The sequence below is a fragment of the Actinospineispora eucalypti genome (assembly GCF_039543365.1).
Taxonomy (GTDB): Bacteria; Actinomycetota; Actinomycetes; order Mycobacteriales; family Pseudonocardiaceae; genus Pseudonocardia; species Pseudonocardia eucalypti.
On sequence record NZ_BAABJP010000001.1, the window covers coordinates 131,005 to 154,348 of the forward strand.

Annotated in this window: 21 protein-coding genes and 1 pseudogene; 12 read left to right on the plus strand and 10 right to left on the minus strand. The window is 70.1% G+C overall.

The genetic code is table 11. The features are described 5' to 3' along the window. Nucleotides 1-249 precede the first annotated feature (249 nt). Together ABEB12_RS00620 and ABEB12_RS00625 are read right to left on the minus strand one after the other, a co-directional pair. Complete coding sequence (locus ABEB12_RS00620; RefSeq protein ID WP_185058427.1) at nucleotides 250-1,320, minus strand: inositol-3-phosphate synthase; 1,071 nt, start codon at nucleotides 1,318-1,320, stop codon at nucleotides 250-252. After that, nucleotides 1,313-1,924, minus strand: coding sequence for a helix-turn-helix transcriptional regulator (locus ABEB12_RS00625; protein ID WP_185058428.1), 612 nt, complete (start codon nucleotides 1,922-1,924; stop codon nucleotides 1,313-1,315). The genes ABEB12_RS00620 and ABEB12_RS00625 overlap by 8 nt, the downstream gene beginning before the upstream one ends. A gap of 260 nt (nucleotides 1,925-2,184) precedes the next feature. On the opposite strand from ABEB12_RS00625, the gene ABEB12_RS00630 reads away from it, so the two are divergent. The 3 genes from ABEB12_RS00630 (at nucleotide 2,185) to ABEB12_RS00640 (ending at nucleotide 6,884) form a co-directional block, all read left to right on the plus strand. Beyond that, on the plus strand, nucleotides 2,185-2,592 hold the full coding sequence (locus ABEB12_RS00630) for a DUF5318 family protein (protein ID WP_345702452.1): 408 nt from the start codon (nucleotides 2,185-2,187) through the stop codon (nucleotides 2,590-2,592). 266 nt (nucleotides 2,593-2,858) lie between these two features. Further along, nucleotides 2,859-5,156 carry a transglycosylase domain-containing protein gene (locus ABEB12_RS00635; protein WP_345702453.1) on the plus strand — a complete coding sequence of 766 codons (2,298 nt, stop codon included), beginning with the start codon at nucleotides 2,859-2,861 and terminating at the stop codon, nucleotides 5,154-5,156. Between the two features lie 210 nt (nucleotides 5,157-5,366). Then, complete coding sequence (locus tag ABEB12_RS00640; RefSeq protein ID WP_185058430.1) at nucleotides 5,367-6,884, plus strand: glycosyltransferase 87 family protein; 1,518 nt, start codon at nucleotides 5,367-5,369, stop codon at nucleotides 6,882-6,884. A 115-nt stretch (nucleotides 6,885-6,999) separates the two neighbouring features. On the opposite strand, the gene ABEB12_RS00645 is transcribed toward ABEB12_RS00640, so the two are convergent. Then, entirely contained in the window at nucleotides 7,000-7,638 is a 639-nt protein-coding gene (locus tag ABEB12_RS00645; protein ID WP_185058431.1) for an HD domain-containing protein, read from the minus strand. A 52-nt stretch (nucleotides 7,639-7,690) separates the two neighbouring features. Between ABEB12_RS00645 and ABEB12_RS00650 the strand changes: the two genes are divergently transcribed. Further along, nucleotides 7,691-8,686: a GlxA family transcriptional regulator gene (locus ABEB12_RS00650; protein ID WP_185058432.1), complete on the plus strand. Its 996-nt coding sequence runs from the start codon at nucleotides 7,691-7,693 to the stop codon at nucleotides 8,684-8,686. 228 nt (nucleotides 8,687-8,914) lie between these two features. Here ABEB12_RS00650 and ABEB12_RS00655 read toward each other — a convergent pair whose 3' ends face one another. After that, nucleotides 8,915-10,960 carry a M13 family metallopeptidase gene (locus tag ABEB12_RS00655; protein ID WP_345702455.1) on the minus strand — a complete coding sequence of 682 codons (2,046 nt, stop codon included), beginning with the start codon at nucleotides 10,958-10,960 and terminating at the stop codon, nucleotides 8,915-8,917. Between the two features lie 287 nt (nucleotides 10,961-11,247). On the opposite strand from ABEB12_RS00655, the pseudogene ABEB12_RS00660 reads away from it, so the two are divergent. Beyond that, nucleotides 11,248-11,685 (plus strand): annotated as a pseudogene (locus tag ABEB12_RS00660) (NUDIX hydrolase); the annotation flags it as partial. A gap of 31 nt (nucleotides 11,686-11,716) precedes the next feature. Here the strand turns inward: ABEB12_RS00660 and ABEB12_RS42020 are convergent. Together ABEB12_RS42020 and ABEB12_RS00665 are read right to left on the minus strand one after the other, a co-directional pair. After that, nucleotides 11,717-13,156 carry a glycosyltransferase family 87 protein gene (locus ABEB12_RS42020; RefSeq protein WP_425572175.1) on the minus strand — a complete coding sequence of 480 codons (1,440 nt, stop codon included), beginning with the start codon at nucleotides 13,154-13,156 and terminating at the stop codon, nucleotides 11,717-11,719. Nucleotides 13,157-13,167: 11 nt separating this feature from the next. After that, nucleotides 13,168-13,953, minus strand: a complete 786-nt coding sequence (locus tag ABEB12_RS00665; RefSeq protein ID WP_185058434.1) for a deoxyribonuclease IV — start codon at nucleotides 13,951-13,953, stop codon at nucleotides 13,168-13,170. 178 nt (nucleotides 13,954-14,131) lie between these two features. Here ABEB12_RS00665 and rpsF point away from each other — a divergent pair, with 178 nt between their 5' ends. The 6 genes from rpsF to ABEB12_RS00695 all read left to right on the plus strand — a co-directional run bounded on the left by rpsF (nucleotide 14,132) and on the right by ABEB12_RS00695 (nucleotide 18,869). Further along, on the plus strand, nucleotides 14,132-14,575 hold the full coding sequence (gene rpsF / locus ABEB12_RS42025; protein WP_185058435.1) for a 30S ribosomal protein S6: 444 nt from the start codon (nucleotides 14,132-14,134) through the stop codon (nucleotides 14,573-14,575). A 1-nt stretch (nucleotide 14,576) separates the two neighbouring features. Then, nucleotides 14,577-15,062: a single-stranded DNA-binding protein gene (locus tag ABEB12_RS00675; protein WP_185058436.1), complete on the plus strand. Its 486-nt coding sequence runs from the start codon at nucleotides 14,577-14,579 to the stop codon at nucleotides 15,060-15,062. 56 nt (nucleotides 15,063-15,118) lie between these two features. Then, nucleotides 15,119-15,355: a 30S ribosomal protein S18 gene (gene rpsR, locus ABEB12_RS00680; RefSeq protein WP_185058437.1), complete on the plus strand. Its 237-nt coding sequence runs from the start codon at nucleotides 15,119-15,121 to the stop codon at nucleotides 15,353-15,355. 11 nt (nucleotides 15,356-15,366) lie between these two features. Next, entirely contained in the window at nucleotides 15,367-15,819 is a 453-nt protein-coding gene (gene rplI, locus ABEB12_RS00685) for a 50S ribosomal protein L9 (RefSeq protein ID WP_185058438.1), read from the plus strand. 720 nt (nucleotides 15,820-16,539) lie between these two features. Further along, nucleotides 16,540-17,958: a replicative DNA helicase gene (dnaB, locus tag ABEB12_RS00690; protein WP_221497514.1), complete on the plus strand. Its 1,419-nt coding sequence runs from the start codon at nucleotides 16,540-16,542 to the stop codon at nucleotides 17,956-17,958. Nucleotides 17,959-18,044: 86 nt separating this feature from the next. Further along, nucleotides 18,045-18,869, plus strand: coding sequence for a methyltransferase domain-containing protein (locus tag ABEB12_RS00695; RefSeq protein ID WP_185058440.1), 825 nt, complete (start codon nucleotides 18,045-18,047; stop codon nucleotides 18,867-18,869). Nucleotides 18,870-18,877: 8 nt separating this feature from the next. Here the strand turns inward: ABEB12_RS00695 and ABEB12_RS00700 are convergent, their stop codons facing one another. Then, nucleotides 18,878-19,768: a TIGR03619 family F420-dependent LLM class oxidoreductase gene (locus ABEB12_RS00700; protein ID WP_185058441.1), complete on the minus strand. Its 891-nt coding sequence runs from the start codon at nucleotides 19,766-19,768 to the stop codon at nucleotides 18,878-18,880. 99 nt (nucleotides 19,769-19,867) lie between these two features. Between ABEB12_RS00700 and ABEB12_RS00705 the strand changes: the two genes are divergently transcribed. Next, a complete protein-coding gene (locus ABEB12_RS00705) occupies nucleotides 19,868-20,731 on the plus strand; it encodes a thermonuclease family protein (protein ID WP_185058442.1) in 864 nt (287 codons plus the stop codon). Nucleotides 20,732-20,758: 27 nt separating this feature from the next. Here ABEB12_RS00705 and ABEB12_RS00710 read toward each other — a convergent pair whose 3' ends face one another. Genes ABEB12_RS00710 through ABEB12_RS00720 form a run of 3 tightly spaced genes read right to left on the minus strand, consistent with a single transcriptional unit; the run spans nucleotide 20,759 to nucleotide 22,990 of the window. Next, nucleotides 20,759-21,391 (minus strand): DUF1707 domain-containing protein, encoded by a 633-nt coding sequence (locus tag ABEB12_RS00710; RefSeq protein WP_185058443.1) that lies wholly within the window; start codon nucleotides 21,389-21,391, stop codon nucleotides 20,759-20,761. A gap of 22 nt (nucleotides 21,392-21,413) precedes the next feature. After that, nucleotides 21,414-22,190, minus strand: coding sequence for a CoA-transferase (locus tag ABEB12_RS00715; RefSeq protein WP_185058444.1), 777 nt, complete (start codon nucleotides 22,188-22,190; stop codon nucleotides 21,414-21,416). After that, entirely contained in the window at nucleotides 22,187-22,990 is an 804-nt protein-coding gene (locus ABEB12_RS00720) for a CoA transferase subunit A (protein ID WP_185058445.1), read from the minus strand. The genes ABEB12_RS00715 and ABEB12_RS00720 overlap by 4 nt, the downstream gene beginning before the upstream one ends. Nucleotides 22,991-23,344 lie beyond the last annotated feature (354 nt).

Genomic DNA, 23,344 nt, shown 5'->3' on the forward strand with positions numbered 1-23,344 from the left:
CGCCGGGATTCGGCGGAAGCCGCGCGTGGCAGCCCGGTTGGGCAGCTCGTTACCGCGAGGCCTTGAAGAAGCTAGGAAATGCAATTCGAATACCTATATGAGCAAAGTCACGAATCACCGATATAGTTTCGTGATTGCGCTCACCGCGAGAGGCGGCAATTTCCCGGATTCGAATTGTTCCAACTCGGAACGAATAACGAAATGAAAACGCCGCACACCCAGCTAGGTGTGCGGCGTCCTGACCAGCAACTACTCTCCCTTGATGAAGTCCTCCACGGCGTCCCGGGCTTCCGAGTCGGAGTACTGCTCGGGTGGTGACTTCATGAAGTAGGCCGACGCGGAAAGCACCGGACCGCCCTGCCCGCGGTCCTTGGCGATCTTCGCCGCGCGAATCGCGTCGATGATGATGCCGGCCGAGTTGGGCGAGTCCCACACCTCGAGCTTGTACTCCAGGTTCAGCGGCACATCGCCGAATGCCCGGCCTTCCAGCCGCACGTAGGCCCACTTGCGGTCGTCCAGCCAGGCCACGTAGTCGGACGGCCCGATGTGCACGTTGTCCTTGCCGATGTCGCCGGACAGCTGGGAGGTGACCGACTGGGTCTTGGAGACCTTCTTGGACTCCAGCCGCTCCAGCTCCTTCATGTTGAGGAAGTCCATGTTGCCGCCCACGTTGAGCTGCATGGTGCGGTCCAGCGCGACGCCCCGGTCCTCGAACAGCTTGGCCAGCACGCGGTGCGTGATCGTGGCGCCGACCTGGGACTTGATGTCGTCCCCGACGATCGGCACGCCGGCCGCACGGAACTTCTCCGCCCACACCGGGTCGGACGCGATGAACACCGGAAGCGCGTTCACGAACGCCACGCGGGCGTCCAGCGCGCACTGCGCGTAGAAACGGTCGGCCGCCTCGCTGCCCACCGGCAGGTAGGAGACCAGCACGTCGGCCCGCGTCTCACGCAGGACCGAGGCCACGTCCACCACCGAGTCGTCCGACTCGGTGATCGTCTCCCGGTAGAACCGGCCCAGCCCGTCCAGGGTCGGGCCGCGCTGCACTGTGACCCCGAGCGGCGGCACGTCGGCGATCTTGATCGTGTTGTTCTCGGATGCCGAGATGGCCTCCGACAGGTCGCGGCCGACCTTCTTGGCGTCCACGTCGAACGCGGCGACGAACCGCACGTCCCGCACGTGGTAGCCGCCGAAGTCGACGTGCATCAGGCCGGGGACCCGGGTCTTCGGGTCGGCATCGGCGTAGTACTGCACTCCCTGCACCAGCGACGCGGCGCAGTTGCCGACGCCGACCACGGCAACTCGTACCTCACTCACCGTCGACTCCTCCTTGTGTTTCGGGGCCGGTGTCTCGTTGCTCTGCCTGTTCGCTGGCGATCAGCTCGTTGAGCCAGCGCACCTCCCGCTCGCTCGCATCCAGGCCCAGTTGGTGCAGCTCGCGGGTATAGCGGTCGATCTGTTCTCCGGCCCGGGCCAGCGCGGCGCGCAGTCCCTCGCGGCGCTCCTCCACCCGGCGGCGGCGGCCCTCCAGGATGCGGATGCGGGTGTCCGCCGGGGTGCGGGAGAAGAAGGTCATGTGGATGCCGAAGCCCTCGTCCTCCCAGGTCTGTGGACCGGGGTCGGCGAGCATCTCGGCGAACCGTTCCTTGCCCTCGGCGGTGAGGGCGTAGACCCGGCGGTTGCGGGACCGGCTCTGCCGGCCGCGCAGCGGCCAGCCGGTCGGCCGCGCCTCGTCCTCGGGTTCGGGCGTTTCGGCCTGCTCGACGATGAGCCCGGCCCGCACCAGCCGGCGCAGCGCCGGGTAGAGCGAGCCGTAGGAGAACGCGCGAAACCCGCCGAGCCGGACACCCAGCTGTTTGCGCAGTTCGTAGCCGTGCATCGGGGCCTCGTAGAGCAGCCCGAGTACCGCGAAATCCAGCACCCGCACCTCCCTGACCCCGGTGTCCTTATGACGATACTGCGCAAGAGTGTATCGGTTCGATATATTGATGCTCTCAGCTCTGTGGCCTGGGTCACTGGTCCCGCGGGTTGCTGAGAGCGAGCGATTCCCCCGTCAGGGGGGCGATTACCCGCCACCTGGCGGCGAACACCGGCGCTTTTGCCCCGCACCTGCTCCGCCGAACGGAGCACTCCGTACGCCTCCAACGAGGAGGACCGGCGGGATCCGCGTACATTGGTCGGGTGCGCAGCCCCCGACAGATGGTCGACTACGCATTGCAGCGGCGGTCGCTGCTTGCGGATGTCCACGCTGGCCGGGTTGGTGTCGCCCAGGTGTGCGACGCCAACCCGTATTTGCTGCGCGCCGCCCGCTTCCACGGGAAGCAGTCCGAGACGACCTGCCCGGTCTGCCGGAAAGAGAAGCTGACCGAGGTCAACTGGGTGTTCGGCGAAGGCCTGAAGAACCTGTCGGGCTCCGCCCGGACCCCGGACGAGCTGGACCGGATGGATGCGGCGTTCCCCGAGTTCACCGTGCACGTGGTCGAGGTGTGTCGCACCTGTCACTGGAACCATCTGGTGCAGTCGTACGCCCTCGGGGCCCCCGAAGCTCCGGAACGACCTCGGGCGCGGCGAAGGACCGCCGGCCAGTGACCGGCCCACGGCACGACCCGCAGCGACCGCCCCCGCCCGGTCGGCCCCCGGTCGGGCCCGGCCAGCCGCCTCGGCGCAACCGGCAGTCGGGTGGCCATGCGGCCGCTCCGCCCAATCCGGCCGGCCCGCCGCCGGGGGTACCCATGCCACCCGGCCCCAGGGGCCGGCCCGCGCCTCCCCTGACCCCACCGCCCCCATCGCGTGGCCGCCCCGAGGGCCAGGCCAGCCCGATGCCCGGCGCGCCGGCACCGGGGAGGCGTCCCTCCGTGGGCCGGTTCGAGAACGATCGCCCCGGCGCCGAGCCGGAGCTGCTCACCCACGCCGAGGGCTCGGTGACCACCCGTTCGGTGGGCCCGAGGGTCGGTCCGGTGCGCGAGGCCACGCCGCCCCGGGGCCTTCCGACCCGCATCGACCCCGCCCCGCCCGGCGCGGACGACGGCGGCCCACCCCTTCCCCCCGGCCCGCCCGGCAACGGCGGACCGCCCGGCCCGGGTGGCCACGGTCGTCACCCCAAGAGAAAGGGCACCGTGCGGCGCGTGCTGCTGGCGCTGCTGATCGCCGGCTTCTTCGTTCCGATCCTGGCGTTCGCCATCGGCTGGATGGTGTTCAAGGTCCCCACGCCGGAGGAACTGACCAACGACCAGGTCGCCATCATGAAGTACTCGGACAACTCCGAGCTGGCGGCGGTCCGCCCGCAGGGCGGGGAGAACCGGCGCAGCGTGCCGCTCACCCAGGTGCCCCCGCACGTGCGGTTCGCGGTGATGAGCGCCGAGGACCGTTCCTTCCTGTCGAACCTGGGCTTCGACCCGATCGGCATCGCGCGCGCGGTGTGGAACCAGGTCACCGGCGGCGTCGGCGGTGGCTCGACGATCACCCAGCAGTACATCAAGATCAGTACCGGGCAGGACCAGATCTCCCTGTTCCGGAAGTTCAAGGAGATCGTGCTGGCCGCGAAGATCTCCAAGCAGTACGGCAAGGACAAGATCCTTGAGGACTACCTCAACACGATCTACTTCGGCCGAGGCGCCTACGGAATCCAGGCCGCCGCCCAGGCCTACTTCAACACCGACTCGGAAAAGCTGAACGTCTCCCAGGGCGCACTGCTGGCCGGGATGATCCAGTCGCCGTCCCGGTGGGACCCGGAGAAGAACCCGCAGAAGGCCCTCGAGCGGTGGAACTTCGTGCTGGACGGCATGGTCACCCAGCGGTGGCTGGACGCCAGCCAGCGCTCGGTCATGCAGTTCCCGCAGACCGTGAAGTCCAAGCCGACCGCCGGAGGCATCCCGGCCGACGCGCGCGGCCACCTGTACACGCAGATCAAGGCCGAGCTGGTGAGCAAGGGGATCTCCGAGCAGGAGATCAACCGGGAGGGCCTGATCATCACCACCACGATCGACCCGGCGTTGCAGAAGCAGGCGGTGGCGATCTCCGAGAAGGTGATGAAAGCCCAGCCGAGCAACCTGCGCACCGCGATGGTGTCGGTGGACCCGCGCACCGGCGCGATCCTCGCCTACTACGGCGGCAGCAACGGCCACGGGCTGGACTACGCGCAGGTCAAGAAGCAGCCCGGGTCGTCATTCAAGCCGTTCGTGATGGCCGCCGCGTTGCAGCAGAACCCGCCGATCGGCCTGGGTGAGCGGTTCGACGGCTCGTCCCCGCAGACCATCGCCGGGCAGACGGTGAACAACTCCGAGGGCATCAGCTGCGACAACTGCTCGCTCAAGAAGGCGATGACCGACTCGATCAACACCGTCTTCTACAACCTGGCCGTGAAGATCGGCCCCCGGTCGGTGGCGGCCGCCGCGCACCAGGCCGGCATCCCGCCGGATCTGCTGGCCAACCCCAACGCCGGCATCTCGCTGGGTGACAAGGAGGTGCACCCGATCGACATGGCGTCGGCGTTCGGCACCTTCGCCGCCGAAGGCGTGCACTACAAGCCGCACTTCGTCACCAAGGTGGAGACCGCCGACGGCCGGACGCTGTACGACGGCGGCACCGAGGCCGACCCGGACCGGATGGACCCGCAGGTCGCCCGCAACGTGGTCGAGTCGATGACCGACGTGCCGAGCTACTCGCGGATCGGCCTGAACGACGGCCGCGAGGTGGCCGGCAAGACCGGCACCGTGCAGAGCCGGATCCAGGGCCAGAACAACGACGCCTGGATGGTCGGCTTCACCCCGTCCGTCTCCACCGCGGTGTGGGTGGGCACGGACGACAACTCGCCGATCAAGACCAGCGCCGGTGGGCCGATCTACGGCCGCATGGTGCCCGGAACGATCTGGCAGCAGTTCATGACCGCCGCCACCCGGGGCAAGCCGAAGGACACGTTCGGCAAGTTCGACGCGCTGGGCAAGGCGCCGAGGGGCTCGGACGAGTCCGACTCGGAGGACGCCGACTCGGACCGCTACCGGGACTGCGACGAGGACGACGAAGAGTGCCTCGAGGAGCAGGAGCGCCGGGGCGACGACCCCTGCGACAGCGAGTCCTGTGACGAGGACGGCAAGCCGAAGCGTGACCGCGACCGCGACCGCGATCGGGACAGCCGAGACCCGGACGAGAACTAGCGCGCCCAACCTGCTGATTCAGTGGGTTCTGGCGGGTGATTCAGTGGGTTCGGGCGGCTGATTCAGTCACTTCTGGCGGCTGAACTGACTGAACCACCCTGCTGAACCGACTGAATCACCGTGCTGAATGCACTGAACGAGCTAGCTGGGTGGGCGCCCAGTCCGGTGCCCGCGGGGAACACCCTCGCTCCGCGCACCTAGGCTCGGTGGGTGAGTTCTCCGCGACCGGTGTCCCCGGAGTCGACGCCGCGCGTCGTGCCGAGCTGGACCGAACCGATCGCCGCGTCGGCCAGTGCGCCGTTCGGTGGGCCGTTGGGCCGGCATGCCCTGGTCGGCCGGGCCCGGTTCTGGACGCCGCTGCGCGTGGTGCTGCTGTACGCGGTGCTGGTATTGGCGCTCGGCTGGTTGGTCAAGGCGCCGTGCATCCAGCAGACCCTCGGCCCGAACGGCCACCTGACCCTGGACTGGTCGGCGGGCCGGCAGTACGTGGCGATGTGCTACAGCGACGTGGTCACCCTGTACGGCGACCACCGGCTGACCGGCGGGCTGCCCTACGCGACGCACTGGAACGCGGCCGACCCGTCCGGCGGCCCGGAACGCGTCCAGTACATGGACTACCCGGTGGTCACCGGCTTCTTCCTGTGGCTGACCGCGCGCGTCGCGGTGCGCTACGAGGAGCTGAGCTCGGCGGTCGGCGTGCTGCCCACCGGGCTGCCCGAGGTGGTGTTCTTCGACCTGGTGGCCGGGTTGCTCGCGGCGGCCTGGCTGGTGGTGGTGTGGCTGGTCCACCGCTCGCGCCCGAACCGGCCGTGGGACGCGGCGCTGGTCGCGCTGTCTCCGCTGGCCCTGCTGCACGTGTTCACCGGCACTGATGCGCTCGCCGTGGCGGCCGCCGCCGGCGGGTTGTACCTGTTCGGCCGGCGCCGGCCGGGCTGGGCCGGCGTGCTGCTCGGCGTCGCCGCCGCCACCAAGCTGTACGCCGCGCTGCTGCTCGTTCCGCTGCTGCTGATCGGCTGGCGGCGGCGCCGGGACGCGCGCGCCGCGGGCTCGAGGGCGCCCGACATGCTGACGCGGCGGACGGCGCTGGTCGCCGTGTTCACCTGGCTGGTGGTGAACCTGCCGATCGCGGTGCCGTACACCTACGGCTGGCTGGAGACTCTCCGCGTCGGCCTGAACGCCACCGCCGCGCCGGACTCGCTGTACTTCGTGCTCAGTTACTTCACCGGATGGCCCGGCTTCGACGGTGAGCTGCTGCCCGGCGAGGTGCCGTTCCGGCTGAACCAGGTCATGCTGGCGCTGATAGTGCTGTGCTGCGTGGCGCTGGCGGTACTGGTGTGGCGGTCCCCGGCGCCACCCCGGCTGGCCGGCATGTGCTTCCTCATGGTGGCGGCGTTGCTGCTGGTCAACAAGTCGTGGAGCCCGCAGTTCTCGCTCTGGCTGGTACCGCTGGCGGTGCTTGCGCTGCCCCGCTGGCGGTTGCTGCTCACCTGGATGACCATCGACGCGCTGATCTGGGTGCCCCGGATGTTCTACTACCTGGGAGTCGAGAACAAGGGCCTGCCGCCGGACTTCTTCCTGGCCGCCGTCCTGGTCCGGGACGCGGTGGTGATCGCCCTCATGGCCCTGGTCGTCCGCGCCACCCTCCGCCCCCCGCCCACCCCCGACCCCGACTGGCCCTCCCCGATTCAGTCACTCCAGCACGCCGATTCAGTCGGTTCAGCATGCTGATTCAGTCACTTCAGCATGCTGGTTCAGTCACTCCAGCATGCTGATTCAGTCGCTTCAGCATGCTGGTTCGGTCGATTCAGCACGCCGATTTGGTCGGTTCAGCGGGCTGACTCGGTCACTCCGGCCAGGCGTTGCCTTCGATCACCTCGACGAAGTCGGTGCGCACGAACCCGGGCGCGAAGTGTGCCAGGACGTCCGCGTTGACCGTGCCGAAGGTGCTGTCCGGGCGGTCCCGGAAGCCGTTGGTGAAGGCGGCCAGGATCTGCCGCTTGAAGTCCGGGCGGGGGTGGGCCTCGGTGACCGCGCGGATGTCGTCGGCGGCGAGGTCGTGGTAGCCGATGCCCAGCACGTCGGTCTCCACCCCGGCGGTGACCAGGGCGATCTCCGGCGCCATGAACTCCGGGATGCCCGGCGTGGTGTGCAGCGCGATGGCCGTCCAGACCCGGGTCGCCGCGTGCTCGGCGATGCCGTGCGCGGTCAGGAAGCGGCGGGCCTCGTCCGCGCCGTCCACCTCGAAACGCTGGTGCGCGGTGCGGTATTTGTCGGTGAGGCCCAGGTCGTGGAACATCGCGCCGACGTAGAGCAGCTCCGGATCCGGCCGCAGGCCCCGGCGGCGGCCCTGCAGCATGCCGAACAGGTACACCCGGCGCGAGTGGTGGAACAGCAGCGGTGATGCCGCCTCCCGGACCAGCTCGGTGGCCTCGCGCACCACGCGGCTGTCCGGGACGGCGATCCCGGCGATGGTTTCTGTCATGTGAACCAATCTGCGCGCCGAGGGGTGGCCGAGCCATGTCCTTTCCGTCAGGATGTCCACAGATTCGGACAAAGGCCGGGGAGGTTCGGTGCCGCACCGAGTGGGTGTGCTGCTCTTCCCCGGGGTGACGCTGCTGGACGTGGCCGGCCCGGCCGAGGTGTTCAGCGAGGCCAACCGGTACGGCGCCGACTACCGGGTGATCACCTGCTCGACCGACGGCCGTCCGGTGCGCTCCTCCACCGGCATCCAGCTCGCCGCCGACGCGCCGGTTTCCGACGTTGCCGACCTCGACACCGTGGTGCTGCCCGGCTCGGAGGACCTGGCCACGTTGCCCATCGAGCCGGACCTGGTCCGGGCGGCCGGGCAACTGGCTCGCGGCGCCGGCCGGGTGGCGTCCATCTGCACGGGTGCATTCCTGCTCGCCGCCACCGGCCGGCTCGACGGCCGCCGGGCCACCACGCACTGGCGGCACGGCACCGCACTGGCCCGCCGCCATCCCCGGGTCACGGTCGAGCTGGACGCGATCTTCGTGGCGGACGGCCCGATCGCCACCTCGGCCGGCGTCACTGCCGGCATCGACCTGGCACTGGCCATGGTCGAGCGCGACCACGGCCCGGAGCTGACCCGGGACGTGGCGAAATCACTAGTGGTGTTCTTGCAGCGGCCGGGCGGGCAGTCGCAGTTCTCCGCGCCGTCCCGCACGCCCCGGCCGCGTAGCCAACCGCTGCGCGCGTTGCTGGACGCCGTCGCCGCCGACCCGGCGGGCCGTCACTCGGTGCCCCGGTTGGCGGCCGCCGCCGGGATGAGCCCGCGCCACCTGACCCGGCTGTTCCGCAGCGAGCTCGGCGTCACGCCGGCCCGCTACGTGGAGCGGATGCGGCTGGAGGCGGCGCAGCTGCTGCTGGAGGCCGGGCACAGCGTCGGCTCGGCCGCCGAGCGCAGCGGTTTCGGCAGCGACGAGAGCCTCCGCCGGGCGTTCGTCACCCACCTCGGCATCCCTCCCGCCGCCTACCGCCGCCGGTTCGCGAGCACCCACCCCGGCGGCTGACCCGCGCCGGTACGCCCACGGATGGCTTTCGTCGCCCATGCGCCCGCGGCGAGCGCCGCCCGTACGGCGCCGCCGACTTGGTGCGCATGGAAGTGCCGACTCGCGCTTACAGAAGTGCCGACTCGCGCTTACGGAAATGCCGACTCGCGCTCACAAAAGTGCCGACTCGCGCTCACAGAAGTGCCGACTCGCGCTCAAGGAAGTGCCGACTCGCGCGGGTGGGTCGGGTTACCAGATGTGGATGCGGTCGGCGGGGGGCTTGTACATGCGGTCGGTGGGTTTTACGTCGAAGGCTTGGTAGAAGGCGTCGACGTTGGGGAGGACGCCGTTGCTGCGGTATTGGCCGGGGCTGTGGGGGTCGGTGCGGAGGCTTTGGCGGAGGGATTCGTCGCGTTCCTTGGAGCGCCAGATTTGGGCGTAGCCCATGAAGAAGCGTTGTTCGCCGGTGAAGCCGTCGATCACCGGGCCGGGGGTGCCGCCGGGTAGGGAGGCCTGGTAGGCGCGGTGGGAGACGGTGAGGCCGGACAGGTCGGCGATGTTCTCGCCCAGGGTGAGCTCGCCGTTGATGGTGGCGTCCGGGACGGGGTGGTAGGCGTTGTACTGGGCGATGAGTGCGGTGGTCTTGGCCTTGAACCGCGCGGCGTCCTCGGGGGTCCACCAGTCGCGCAGGTTGCCGTCGCCGTCGTACTTGCTGCCCTGGTCGTCGAAGGCGTGGCTGATCTCGTGGCCGATCACCGCGCCGATCGCGCCGTAGTTGACCGCGTCATCGGCGCGGGCGTCGAAGAACGGGGGTTGCAGGATCGCGGCCGGGAAGACGATCTCGTTCATCGACGGGCTGTAGTAGGCGTTGACCGTCTGCGGGTCCATGAACCACTCTTCGCGGTCCACCGGTTTGCCCAGCTTGTCCAGGGCGATCTGGTGCTCGAAGCGGGAGGTGCGCTTCATGTTGCCGACCAGGTCGCCGCGCTGGATGTCCAGGCTGGTGTAGTCCCGCCACTTGTTCGGGTAGCCGATCTTGACGGCCAGCTTGTTCAGCTTGTCCTCGGCGGCCTTGCGGGTGGCCGGGGACATCCAGTCCAGGTTGTTGATCGAGCCCCGGTAGGCGTTGATGATGTTGTGCACCAGTGCGTCCGCGCGCTGCTTGGCCTCCGGCGGGAAGTAGCTCTGCACGTAGAGTTTGCCCAGCGCCTCGCCCATCGAGCCGTTGACCGCCGCTACGCCGCGCCGCCAGCGTTCCCGGTTCTGTTCCCGGCCGCCGAGCACCTTGCCGACGAAGTCGAACCGGGTGTCCACGAAGTCCTTGCTCAGGTAGGGCGCGTAGTCGGTGATCTCCTGCCAGCGCAGGTAGTCCTTCCAGGTGTCCAGGGGCACGCTGGTGAGCAGCCCGGACAGGGTGTTGAAGAAGCTGGGCTGGCCGATCACCATGGCCGGCTGGTCGGTGACGCCGGCGGCGGCCAGATAGGCCGACCAGTCGATGCCGGTGGCCTTGGTCGCGTCGGGGATGGTGAACTTGTTGTAGGTGGCGATCGCATCGCGGTTCTGCACCTTCGACCACTTGGCCTGGGCCAGCTTGGTCTCCAGGTCGAGTACACGGCCGGCGGCGCCGTCCGGGTCGGGCAGGCCGGCCAGGCGCAGCATCTTGGCCACGTAGGTGCGGTACTGGTCGCGGATGCCGACCATCTTCGGGTCGCCCGACAGGTAGTAGTCGCGGTCGGGCAGCGCGGTGCCGCCCTGGTTCACGCTGGTGATGTAGCGGGTGGCGTCCTTGGAGTCCTGGTCGACGCCCAGCCCGATCGGGTTGGACTGGCCGAACTTCTGGATCTCGCCCAGGTGCTTGAGAAGGTCCTGAGGCGTGGCCAGCTTGTTGATCGCGTCGAAGTCGGGTTGCAGGGGTTGCGCGCCCAGCTGGTCCAGCCGCTGGGTGTCCATGAAGCTGCCGAACAGGTCACCGAGCTTGCGCCGGTCCGGGTCGTCGCCGCCGTCGCGCGCGGCGTCCTCGATCAGCGTGTGCTGGTTCTCCTCCGAGCGCAGCGCCAGCTGGGTGAACGAGCCGTACTCGGACATGTCCGGCGGGATCTGCGTGTTCCGGATCCAGGTGCCGTTCACGAACGCGTAGGTGTCGTCCTGCGGCCGAACCGCCCGGTCGAACCCGGCCAGGTCCAGCCCCGACGTGGGGGGCGGCGGCGGAGGAGCCGGTGACCCACAAGCCGCACTGACCCCGACCGTCATCGCCCCGACCAGCACCGCACACCGCCGTGCCCAACTCCGCGTCATCCACCCACCCTAGAAGCGCCCCCACTCCCCACCCCGCCCGGGCGCCCCACCGGTGTGTCGCCCTCCCAACCCCGCGAGTCGGGGATCCAGGTACGGCGAGTTGGGACTTGGGGTACGGCGAGTTGGGGGTTCAGGTACGGCGAGTCGGGGTTGGGGTGCGGTGGAGGCATTCGTCCGGAGGTAGAGGCGCGGATGACCGGATCGACGACGTTGGATCGCGCACCGGCGCCGGCGAGGTCACTCCTGGCCAACCGGCGTCCCGGTGCCCGTCGGCTTAGGGTGAGCGGATGGTGCCCACGCTGACCGAGTCGTCCGTGCGGGCCGTGCTGGACGGGTTCGACCGCCGGGGCGTCGAGCTGAATGACCGGCGCGCGGCGGCGGTGGCGATCACCATCGTCCGCACCGCCACCGCCGGCGAACAGATCCTGCTCACCCGGCGGGCGCCGAAGATGCGCCGGCACGCCGGCCAGTGGGCACTGCCCGGCGGCCGGGTGGACGAGGGCGAGTCGGTGATCGACGCCGCGCGCCGTGAGCTGGCCGAGGAAGTGGGCCTGGAACTGCCCGAGCGATCCGTACTGGGCCTGCTCGACGACTACCCGACAAGGTCCGGGTTCGTGATGACACCCGTGGTGCTGTGGGCCGGCGAGGTGAGTGGCCGGCCGCGCCCCGGCGCCCGCCAGCTGCGCCCGGACCCCGGCGAGGTGGCCGCCGTCTACGGCGTGCCGACCGAGCAGCTGGACATCGAGCCGATCTTCATCACGATCCCCGAGTCGGACCGCCCGGTGATTCGGCTGCCGCTGATGAACCGGTACGTGCATGCCCCGACGGGAGCGGTGCTCTATCAGTTCCGGGAGCTGGTGCTGCGGGGCCGGCCGACGCGAGTTGATCACCTGGAGCAGCCGGTGTTCGCGTGGCGCTAGGCACGCACGCCTCGGCGAACAGGAAGACCCCGAACAGCGCGACCAGCAGCGCCGCCCGCCCCCACACCCCGACGATCACCGCCTGCGCGGCGAGGCCGGAGTAGATCTCGTAGTCGGTGCCCCGGGTGAACGCCACGTAGAAGTAGCGGAAGATGCCGATGCCGATCGCCAGGTCGGCGAGGAAGTACCCGGCTATCCACCCCCAGCGCACCCGCAGCAACGCGAAGAACGGAAGTATCCACAGCGCGTACTGCGGCGAGTGCACCTTGTGCAGCAGCAGGAACCCGGCCAGCATCGCCGCGCTCACCGGGATCCACGGGTATACGCCGTCACGCCGGTACCGCCACCAGCCGATGCCCAGCGCCACCGCGAAGGACACCAGCACGGCGGCCGGCGAGGCCCAGTCCACCATCGCCTGGAAGGCGGCGTTCTCCGGGTCGGAGTGAGGCCGGAAACCCCAGTACCAGATCGAGTTGGTGGTGAGGTCGACCTTGCGCAGGCCCTGGAAGGTGAACGCGGCCAGCCAGCCCCGGTAGCCGAACAGGGCGAACGGCAGGTTCACCGCGATCACCGTGGCCGCCGCCGAGCCGAGCACCCGCAGCGTCCCGCCCCAGTCGTAGCGGGGCCGGGAGGCGGTCAGAACGTAGAGCGCCAACGGTGCCAAGAACATTGCCGGATAGAGCTTGAACGCGAACCCGAGTCCCAGCAGCACCCCGGCCCAGCAACCCCGTCGCGCCACCGAAGCCGAACCGGGCCGGTGCATCACCCACACCGCGGCCACCGTGGCTGCCACCGCCGGCAGGTCCCAGTTGTGGAAGGCGTACAGGAACAGCGGCGGCCCGACCGCCCACAACAGCGACCGCCAGCCGGCCAGCTGGGCGAGCAGATAACCCACGAGCAGCCCGAACGGTGCCAACAACAACGCGGTACCCAGCAGAAACGCCCCGTCGGTGTGCGCGAACAGCGCACCTGTCCACATGAGCAGCCCGGTCAGCACCGGATACTCCACAGCCCCGCCGTAGAGCGAGCCGTCGGCGTCGATCCCGCCGTGTACGTAGGGAAAGACGTGCCGGTCGATGTCCCGGCCTATCCACAGGTGCTGTACGTCGGAGTAGCAGACGTCCCGGTCCTTGCGCACCTGGTAGGCCGGCTCGGTGCGGCCGTACGAGTCATACGTCGGCCCGACGCACCGCGCCTTGTTCTGGTAGCTGACCACCATGGTCAGCCAGCACAGCAGCGTCACCAGGAGCAGCCCGCTGGCGCCGAGCCGCCTCACCCGAGTCGCCCTCAGCTCAGGTGTTTACGCAGGTAGGAGATGTCCTCGGCCATGCCCTCGGCCGGTGTCTCCACCACCACCGGGGCGCCGGCGGCGGCGCACACCGCGACCAGTTGGTCCGGGTCGATCGTCCCGGCGGCGATGTTGGCGTGCCGGTCCCGGGCGGAGTTGAACTCGTCGCGCGAGTTGTTCAGGTGCACCAGGTCGATCCGGCCGGTGATCGCCTTGGCCCGTTCGACCACGTCCACCAGGTCCTCGCCGCCGGCGAACGCGTGGCAGGTGTCCAGGCAGAACCCGGCGCCGTAGTCGCCGACCGCGTCCCACAGCCGGGCCAGCGCGTCGAACCGCCGGGCCATCGCGTTGTCCCCGCCGGCGGTGTTCTCGATCAGGATCGGCACCGCGAATCCGCCGGCGTCGTCCTGCTGGCGGGCGAAGAACTTGCGCCAGTTGTCCACACCCACCCCGGGTTCCTCCCCGGCCGTGACGTGCCCGCCGTGCACCACCAGCCCCTGGGCGCCGACGGCGGCCGCGCCTTCCGCGTGCTGCTGCACCAGCTTGCGCGAGGGAATGCGGATCCGGTTGTTGGTGGACGCCAGGTTCACCACGTACGGGGAGTGCACGAACACCGTCATCTCGCCCCGTGCGGCGGCGTCCGCGATCGTCGCCGCCATCGGGTGCGCGGGCGGCTTCTTCCAGCCCTGCGGGTCGGCCAGGAAGAATTGCATCACCTCGGCACCGCACTCGGCGGCCGAGCCCAGCGGGTCCGCGTCGGACCGGACGTGTGCGCCGATTCGCATGCTTGCGACCCTACTGCGGCCTCGGTCGGCACCCGGTCGCGGAGGGTCTCATCACCCGTTGGTAACCTTGACTACCGAGCGCCGAGGTGTTTCATCGGAAACTGTCGGTGCCAGTTGAGACCCTCCTGCCGCGGACGGACCGCGGCCGCCAACAGTCCACAGGAGGTATGTGGTTCTCATGCGTAATTACGAGCTCATGGTCATCCTCGACCCGAACCTCGACGAACGCACCGTTACCCCGTCCCTGGAGACCTTTCTTCGCGTGGTCACCGGCGACGGCGGCAAGGTGGAGAAGGTCGACGTCTGGGGCAAGCGCCGGATGTCCTTCGAAATCGCCAAGCACGCCGAGGGCATCTACGCCGTGCTGAACGTGACCTGCGAGCCGGCCACCGTGGCCGAGCTGGACCGCCAGCTGGGCCTGAACGAGTCCGTGCTGCGCACCAAGGTGATGCGGGTGGAGGCGCTGAAGCGCCGCGCCGCGCAGGCCGCCGCCCCGGCGCGCACGGGCGGGAACCCGGGCGCCGGGCCGGCCGCGGTTGCCGCCGCTTCCACCGCCGCTCCTTCCGCTTCCGCCGATGCTGCTTCCGAGGGTTCCGGCGACTCGGCCGAGGCGGGAGCCTGATATGGCGGGCGACACCCTCATCACCGTGATCGGCAACCTGACCGCCGATCCGGAGCTGCGCTTCACCCCGTCCGGCGCGGCGGTGGCCAACTTCACGGTGGCCTCCACCCCGCGCACCTTCGACCGGCAGTCCGGCGAATGGAAGGACGGCGAGGCGCTGTTCCTGCGCTGCAACATCTGGCGCCAGGCGGCGGAGAACGTGGCCGAGACGCTCACCCGGGGTTCCCGGGTAATCGTGAACGGCCGGCTCAAGCAGCGCTCCTACGAGACCCGCGAGGGCGAGAAGCGCACCGTGGTGGAGCTGGAGGTCGACGAGGTCGGCCCGTCGCTGCGCTACGCCACCGCCAAGGTGAACAAGGTCAGCCGGGGTTCCGGGGGCGGCGGTTTCGGCGGTGGCGGCGGCGCCCCGGCCGACGACCCGTGGGGATCGGCGCCGGTCGCCGGTTCCGGTGGCGGCGGCGCGCCGAGCGACGAGCCCCCCTTCTGATCCAGAGCTCACCCTCGAAGACTTTCGAACCACATCTCTCAGGAGCTAAGTAAGTCATGGCAAAGCCCGTGCTGCGCAAGCCGAAGAAGAAGGTCTGCGCATTCTGCAAGGACAAGGCCGCGGCGATCGACTACAAGGACACCGGTCTGCTGCGCAAGTTCATCTCCGACCGGGGCAAGATCCGCGCCCGCCGGGTGAGCGGCAACTGCCGCCAGCACCAGCGTGACGTGGCGGTTGCGGTGAAGAACGCCCGCGAGGTGGCCCTGCTGCCTTACACCTCGACCGCCCGCTAGGAGACCCCGAGATGAAGCTGATTCTCACCGCCGACGTGGCCAACCTGGGCGCGCCCGGCGATATCGTCGAGGTCAAGGACGGTTACGGCCGCAACTACCTGCTGCCGCGCCAGCTGGCCATCCCGGCGACCCGGGGCGCGGAGAAGCAGGTCGCCCAGATCCGCAAGGGCCGCGAGGTCCGCGCGGTGCGCGACCTGGACCACGCGAAGGAACTGGCCGGGACCCTCAAGGGCCTGCCGCCGGTCCGGCTCGCGGTGCGTGCCGCGAAGGACAGCGGCCGGCTGTTCGGCTCGGTCACCCCGGCCGAGGTGGTCGCCGCCGTGTCCAAGGTCGGTGGCCCCAAGCTGGACCGGCGCACGGTCAGCCTGCCCGCCTCGATCAAGTCCACAGGCCGGCACACCGTTTCGGTAAAACTGCACCCCGAGGTCGTCGTGCAGTTCCCGATCGAGGTTAGCGCCAGCTGAGGGCCCGTTGGCGGAAGATCGCCGACGGCTCGGAGCGACAACGCCGCATTCCGGTGCGGCCCCGCCGTGGGGCCGCCCGGTGCGGTGGCCCCGCTTGAACGGCCCGCGTGGGTCGTCCGTCCCGGACGCAGGTGGTTCGTCCGCGGCCGCCTGCTCCGTTGTGGGTCTTTTGTTCGACGGACGGTAGCCGGGTGAATCGCACCCGTAGCGGTGGCGCTTTGGTTGGGTTCTCCAACCTTCGAAATTTCGATCACTGCTGAATCAATTTCGCGAACGGTGTTCTCCGTCGGCATTTCTGATCGACGGTGATTTGTCGTGCTCGGATCAATTCTTGCTTGTGGATACTCTGCGTATCCGAGTGCCTCGCTCGAGTGTTCAGGGTTGCTCGAGGGTGGTCAGACACGCTCGGGGAATCGTTCTCCCGGTGACACGCCGAGCGGATTACCCGATAGTTGTCCCCAGCGCGTACCCACACTTTGAGCAGCGGGGACGGCGCCCGGTCGGGTCGTTGTCCCCAAGCTGTCCACAGCTGTCCCCATGAATGTGTCTTGACCCGTCCAGTTGTCCCCAGTCGATCAACAGGGCGGTCAACAGAACGTTTTGGTCCGGGGGGCCAATGACCCCTAGCGTGACCAAGTTCCTGCGTGGCTCCCCCGTGTCCGTGCGCAATTCCGTCGGGGGTTGCCGGTAGAAACATCGGTGACCGGTGGGGGGAGTGGAATGGCGGCACCAGACGATCGGCCGGCGGGTCGGCCGCGTCACGTGCGACCGGCGGAGGAGCCAGAGGACGACTACGCCGGTGGTTCCGGCGCGACCTTCGACCGGCAGCCGCCGCAGGACCTCACCGCCGAGCAGTCCACGTTGGGCGGGATGCTGCTGTCCAAGGACGCCATCGCGGACGTGGTGGAGGTGCTGCGCCCCGACGACTTCTACCGGCCGGCGCACCAGACCGTCTACGACTGCATCCTGGATCTCTACGGCCGGGGTGAGCCGGCCGACCCGGTCACCGTGTCGGCGGAGCTGGACCGGCGCGGCGAGCTGGCCCGCCTCGGCGGCGCACCGTACCTGCACACCCTGATCGCCACCGTGCCCACGGCGGCCAACGCCGCCTACTACGCGGAGATTGTGGCCGAGAAGGCGGTGTTGCGCCGCCTGGTGGAGGCCGGCACCCGGATCGTGCAGCTGGGCTACCAGGGGGCCGAGGGCGCCGAGGTGGACGAGGTGGTGGACCGGGCCCAGGCGGCCATCTACGAGGTCACCGAACGCACCACCAGCGAGGACTACGTCCCACTGGAGGAGCTGCTGCAGCCCACCATGGACGAGATCGACGCCATCGCCAGCCGGGGTGGTGTCTCCCTGGGCGTGCCCACCGGCTTCGTCGACCTGGACGCGGTGACCAACGGGCTGCACGCCGGGCAGATGGTCGTGGTGGCCGCCCGGCCCGGCCTCGGCAAGTCCACCCTGGGACTGGACTTCGCCCGCTCGTGCTCGGTCAAGCACGGCATGACCAGCGCGTTCTTCTCGCTGGAAATGAGCAAGTCGGAGATCGTCATGCGGCTGCTGTCCGCCGAGGCGCGTATCCGGCTGGCCGACATGCGGTCCGGGCGGATGTCTGATGACGACTGGACCCGGATGGCCCGGCGGATGTCGGAGATTTCCGAGGCGCCGCTGTTCATCGACGACAGCCCCAACCTGACCATGATGGAGATCCGGGCCAAGGCCCGCCGGCTGTCCCAGCGCAACGGGCTGAAGCTGCTGGTGCTGGACTACCTGCAGCTGATGTCGTCGGGCAAGCGGGTGGAGTCGCGGCAACAGGAGGTCTCCGAGTTCTCCCGGCAGATCAAGCTGCTGGCCAAGGAGCTCGAGGTACCGGTGGTGGCCATCTCCCAGCTGAACCGCGGCCCGGAGCAGCGCAATGACAAGCGGCCCATGCTGTCGGACCTGCGCGAGTCCGGGTCGATCGAGCAGGACGCGGACATGGTGATCCTGCTGCACCGCCCGGACGCGTTCGAGCGCGACGACCCCCGGGCCGGCGAGGCCGACCTGATCCTGGCCAAGCACCGGAACGGCCCCACCAGCACCATCACCGTGGCCCACCAGCTGCACTACAGCCGCTTCGCCGACCTCGCCCAGGGGTAGGCGTGTCGCCCTAACTTGCCGTTTCGGCAAACTTCTTTGCCGGCTATCCGTGCCGCGAGGCAGTCTCGGTGGCGGAGGTGGTCGGAGTGACCGAGCATGGGCACGGCACGCAGAGTCCGTTCTCGCCGGAGTCGGCGGAGTACTGGGACGAGCGGTACGGGCAGCGTGAGCAGTTGTGGAGCGGGGAGCCCAACGGCCCGCTGGTGGTCGAGGTGTCCGGGCTGGCACCGGGGCGGGCGCTGGACGTGGGATGCGGGGAGGGCGGGGACGCGATCTGGCTGGCCCGCCGGGGCTGGCGGGTCACCGCGATGGACATCTCGCAGGTGGCACTGGACCGCGCGGCCGAGGCGGCAAAGACCCCGCCGGCGGTGTTTCCGCCGGGCGCCGAACTGGGCGCCCCGCCCAGCGCGCCGGCTTCGCCGGCGGTGTTTCCGCAGGGCACCAAACTGGGCGCCCCGCCCAGCGCGCCGGCTTCGCCGGCGGTGTTTCCGCCGGGCACCAAACTGGGCGCCCGGCCCAGCGCGCCGGCTTCGCCGGCGCGGGAGATCACCTGGGTGCGGGCCAGCCTGACCGACTCCACCCCGGAGCCGGGCGCCTACGACCTGGTCACCGCGCAGTACTTCCCCATCGCCAAGGGCACCGGTGAAGCGGCGCTGCGCGGCCTGCTGGCCGCCGTGGCGCCGGGCGGCACGCTGCTCTTCGTCGGGCACGACCTGAAGGAGTGGCGGAACCGCCACGACCTCGAGTTCGACCCGGCGCGCTATTACGAGCCGCGCGACGTCGCCGAGCTGCTCGACGACACCTGGACGATCCAGGTCGACGAGACCCGACCGCGCAGCCGGCCCGCCCCGGAGGGCACCGACCACGTGAACGACACCGTCCTCCGCGCGGTGCGGCGGTCAGCGGGGTAGTCCCGGCGTCAGCGGGGCAGCACCGGCGTCAGGGTGTCCAGCAGCCGCAGGTCCTCGTCCAGCGGGCGCTGCTCGGCCGGCCTGCCCGGATAGGTGTCGAACAGCACCTGGCCGGCGCCCAGGGCGGCCAGCTCGTCCAGGTCGCGGCGGATCTGGTCCAGGGTGCCCTGGCCGGCCAGCCGGGTGTCCTCGTCCAGCGGCGTCGGGCTGATGCGCAGCGGCAGCCGGGGCGCGAGCTCCGGCACCGGCCGCCCCGCCGCCTCCGCCGCGCGCCGCAGCCCGGGCAGGCCGTCCGCGCGCAGCCAGCCCAGCCGCTGGTTGAGCGGGTGCCAGGCATCGCCGAACCGGGCGGCCCGGCGCAACGCCGCCGGGCTCGCGCCGCCCACCCACACCGGCGGGCGGCGCACCGGCGGCGGCCCGGTCTGCACCTCGGTGAACGACACGAACTCCCCCGAGTAGGACAGCGACGGTCCGGCCCAGGCCCGGGTGATGACGTCCAGGTACTCGTCGGTGATCGCGCCCCGGCGCTCGAACGGCACGCCCAGCGTCGCGTACTCGGTGCGCGGCCAGCTCACCCCGACGCCCAGGATGAACCGCCCGCCACTGAACCGGTCGACGTTCGCGGCCAGCCGCGCGGTGTGCAGCGGGTGCCGGTAGGGCAGGACCGCCACGGTCGTGCCCAGCTCGATCCGCCGGGTCTGCCCGGCCAGCCAGGCCAGCGTGGCGAACGGGTCGTAGAAGGGCGCCGGGTACTGCGCGGCCACCTCCGGCGTGATCGCCAGGTGGTCGGAGATCATCGCGAAGTCGAAGCCGCGATCCTCCGCGTGCCGCGCCCAGCCGAGCAGCGTCTCCGGGCCGGTGTCCGAGCCGAAGTTGAGAATGTTGATACCGAACCGCATGCTCGGGAAACCACTGGGACGTGTGGGGTTATTTCCGTTCATCGGCGCGTTGCCCAGGCTTCGCTTGCCCGGGCGAGGACGAGTCAGCAGGGTGCTGGCATGCCGTTCACCGTCATCACCGGGCAGTATCGGATCGTCGGGGCCCAACCCGACGGCGATTCCGTCCGCTTCTACCCCACCGTGCGCGATGCGTTCGACCGCGCCCGGATCAACGTGCGCACCAACGCCGCCGGCGGCGCCCAGCTGCGGCTGGACGGGGTCGACGCGCTGGAGACGCACTACGCGCCCGAGTCCGGCGGCGGGTCGCTGGGCCAGCCGGCCGAGTTCGCCGACGCGGCCGCCGCGCGCCTGCTGGAGGTGCTCGGCTTCGAGAAGGTGCGCCGCAACAGTCACCAGACGGTGACCTCGGCGACCCCGGCCGAGACGCCCGGCTACATCCTCACCCAGTTCGCCGACCAGTACGGCCGATGCGTGTCGTTCGCCTTCGCCGGCGCGGCGCCGGCCGCCGACCTGAGTTCCTTCCATCTCACCCCGGAACACGTGTTGACCAGCGCGAACTCCGTTCTGCTCAACGACGGCGTGGCCTACCCGACGTACTACAGCAAGCTGTTCGCCGACCTGCGGGACGCGATGACCGGGGCGGTGCATTCCGCGCGCGAGGCCGGGCGTGGGCTGTGGCCGTCCGACCGGACCACCGCCGGGTTCACCGTGAAGGGCCGGGAGACGCTCACCGACGAGGCGGTGATCCTGCCCAAGCTGTTCCGCCGGCTCGTCGACTACCTCGGGCTGAACGACGGCGACGCCTCGCTGGCCGGCCTGCCCGCCTTTCTGGCCAGCCAGAACGACCGGCTGTGGATCATCTCCGAGGGCCGGGCGACCGGCTTCGACAACGTGATCCAGGTCAGCGGGCAGGACGTGAAGCTGCTCTACCCGCCGGAGGACCTGGTCTTCGTCGAGAAGTGACTGAATCACCCTGCTGAAGTGACTGAATCAGCGGCGCTTTGCCGGGCGGGGGTACCAGAGGGTTACCGAGGCGAGGGTGGCTCGGCCCAGGAAGATGAAGATCGGCGCCGGGGGCGGTGGCTCCTGGTCGCGGGGGGTGCCGGGGAGCAGGCGGCGCAGTCGGCCGGGGCCGCGGGGCGCGCGGTCCCGGCGCGGCACCCAGCCGCGTTCCCGGACCGAGCCGGCGACCAGTTCCAGCCGGTCGGTGTCCACCTCGGCGTCCAGCGGCAGGATCACCCGGGTGGTGCTCAGGTTGCCGGTCACCTGGATGGTGACCGACGGCACGTGGAACACCGCGTCGGTGAAGTCCAGCGTTGTCCGCTGGCCCATGCCGACGATCTTGATCAGCTCCGGCACCGGCCACGCGCCGCCGCGGCGCACCTGCCCGAAGCTGACGTCCAGCACCAGCGAGGCGAGCTCCGGCGGCGGCGCGCCGGGCAGGTCGACCAGCACGGCCAGCAGCTCGGCCCGGGTGCGCGCCGCCCAGGCCCGCTCGCAGCGCTCGCTGAACTCGACCGGGGTGATGCGGCCCTGGCCCATCGCGGTGCCCAGCATGGTTACCGTGCTCTCCCGATCCCGGTCGGATATCAGCAGCTCGCTGGGGTCGATCTCGCCGGCCACCCGAACACGTTAGCCGTTACGCCTACTCGCCGACCGTGCGGAGGGCACGCAAGGTGCGCAGCTCCTCGGCGGTCGGCTCGGGCGTGGGCACCAGGTCCTCCGCCACCTCCAGCGGCCAACCGGTCTCCGCGCGGACCTGTTCCACCGTGATGCCGGGGTGCAGGCCGGTCAGGGTCAGCTCGCGGGTCTCCGGGTCCGGCTCGAGCACCCCGAGATCGGTGATCACCCTGGTCGGACCGGCGCCGCGCAGCCCGAGGCGTTCCCGGTCGCCCGGCCCGGAACCGTGCCCGACCGAACTGACGAAGTCCACCGAGGTCACGAACGCGCGCAGCCGGTGCCGCATCACGATCAGCACCTCGCCGGCGCTGGCCGCGATCTCCGGTGCGCCGCCCGACCCGGGCAGCCGGACGTCCGGCTCGTCGTAGTCGCCGATCACCGTGGAGTTGATGTTGGCGAACCGGTCGAGCTGCGCGCCGGAGAGGAACCCGACGTCCACCCGCCCCGCCTGCAGCCAGTAGTTGAAGATCTCCGGGATGCTGACCAGGGTCAACGCGTCCTCGGCCAGCACACCGTCGCCGATGGAAAGCGGCAGCAGGGACGGCCGGGTGTCGATGGGGCCGGACTCGTAGATGAGCACCAGGTTGGGCGCGTGCAGCCGGCGCGCCAGGTTGGCCGCCCGCGACGGCAGCCCGATGCCCACGAAGCACACCGCCCCGTCGCTCAGCGCCCGCGCCGCCGCCACGGTCATCATCTCGTCGGTGCTGTAGCTCAGCGTCGGTTCGCTCGCCAGCTCGCTCATGGCGCGACCAGCTCCTCCAACCAGGCGGAGAACTTGTCCCGGTCCCGGCTGACCGCGTCCCAGGCGCGGTAGGCGGTGTTGTCCCGTTCGTAGTAGCCGTGGGCGTAGGACGGCTTGGCCCCGCCGGGGGCCAGGGCGACCGCGTCGAGCACCCAGGACGGCAGGATCACCCCGCCGGGCACCGGGTCCAGGCGGTCCACGATCTCCTCCACGGTGGCCAGCGCGCGTTTGGCGGCGAGCACCGCCTCCCGCTGGATGCCGGTCAGGCCCCACAGCTGCACGTTGCCGGCCCGGTCCGCGCGCTGCGCGTGCACGATCGTCACGTCGGGGTTCAGCGCGGCGACGGCGGCCAGCCGTTCGCCGGTGAACGGGCAGGTCACGAACTTGATGGTCTCGGTGTGCGCGGGCAGGTCGGTGCCGGCGTAACCGCGCAGCACGCCGAACGGCAGGCCCGCGGCCCCGGCCGCGTAGCGGTTCGCCATGCCCGCGTGGGAGTGCTCCTCGACGGTCAGTGGCGCCGGCCAGCCGTTGGCCAGCGCGTCCCGGAACCGGTGCAGCGAGCCGACACCCGGGTTGCCGCCCCAGGAGAACACCAGCTTCTCCGCGCAGCCGGCGCCGATCAGCCGGTCGTAGATCAGGTCCGGGGTCATCCGGATCAGCGTCAGGTTCTTCCGGCGCTGCCGGATCACCTCGTGCCCCGCCGCGAACGGGATGAGGTGGGTGAAGCCCTCCATGGCCACCGAGTCACCGTCGTTGACCAGCGCGTTCACTGCCTCGGGCAGGCTCATGATCTCGGCCATCGTGGCTGACCGTAGCACCCGGCGGCGCCGCGCGCCGGTGTCCGCGCATACCTGGTGAAACGTTCCCGTGCGGCGGACAAGCCGCTGCGATTGGACTGGGGCTCCCGCACCCGAGGCGGTCTGAATCTTGAACACTCGCCGTTCGGCGTCATTTTGTGGACGAACGGTAGCGCGAATGGAGGAGTTCCGGTCGGCCGGTCGGCACATCGGACGAATGCTGTTTCCGGGCGTGTCCCTCCGGCATTCGAGAATAGCTAACCGTCGTTCACTTCGTGGTTACTGCAAGGGCCAGTGTGATAATTGGTGCGACCGACACCGGTACGCCTCCCGGGTGCGGCGGGAGGTTTTCCGTGG

Excerpts from the sequence above, each read along its gene's own strand:
- ABEB12_RS00700 (WP_185058441.1), bottom strand. The coding sequence starts at position 19,768 with ATGCGGTTCGGTATCAACATTCTCAACTTCGGCTCGGACACCGGCCCG.
- rpsF (WP_185058435.1), top strand. The coding sequence starts at position 14,132 with ATGCGTAATTACGAGCTCATGGTCATCCTCGACCCGAACCTCGACGAA.
- ABEB12_RS00720 (WP_185058445.1), bottom strand. The coding sequence starts at position 22,990 with ATGGCCGAGATCATGAGCCTGCCCGAGGCAGTGAACGCGCTGGTCAAC.
- ABEB12_RS00655 (WP_345702455.1), bottom strand. The coding sequence starts at position 10,960 with ATGACGCGGAGTTGGGCACGGCGGTGTGCGGTGCTGGTCGGGGCGATG.
- ABEB12_RS00715 (WP_185058444.1), bottom strand. The coding sequence starts at position 22,190 with ATGAGCGAGCTGGCGAGCGAACCGACGCTGAGCTACAGCACCGACGAG.
- ABEB12_RS00675 (WP_185058436.1), top strand. The coding sequence starts at position 14,577 with ATGGCGGGCGACACCCTCATCACCGTGATCGGCAACCTGACCGCCGAT.
- dnaB (WP_221497514.1), top strand. The coding sequence starts at position 16,540 with ATGGCGGCACCAGACGATCGGCCGGCGGGTCGGCCGCGTCACGTGCGA.
- rpsR (WP_185058437.1), top strand. The coding sequence starts at position 15,119 with ATGGCAAAGCCCGTGCTGCGCAAGCCGAAGAAGAAGGTCTGCGCATTC.
- ABEB12_RS00650 (WP_185058432.1), top strand. The coding sequence starts at position 7,691 with ATGTCCACAGATTCGGACAAAGGCCGGGGAGGTTCGGTGCCGCACCGA.
- ABEB12_RS00705 (WP_185058442.1), top strand. The coding sequence starts at position 19,868 with ATGCCGTTCACCGTCATCACCGGGCAGTATCGGATCGTCGGGGCCCAA.
- ABEB12_RS00665 (WP_185058434.1), bottom strand. The coding sequence starts at position 13,953 with ATGCGAATCGGCGCACACGTCCGGTCCGACGCGGACCCGCTGGGCTCG.
- ABEB12_RS00645 (WP_185058431.1), bottom strand. The coding sequence starts at position 7,638 with ATGACAGAAACCATCGCCGGGATCGCCGTCCCGGACAGCCGCGTGGTG.
- rplI (WP_185058438.1), top strand. The coding sequence starts at position 15,367 with ATGAAGCTGATTCTCACCGCCGACGTGGCCAACCTGGGCGCGCCCGGC.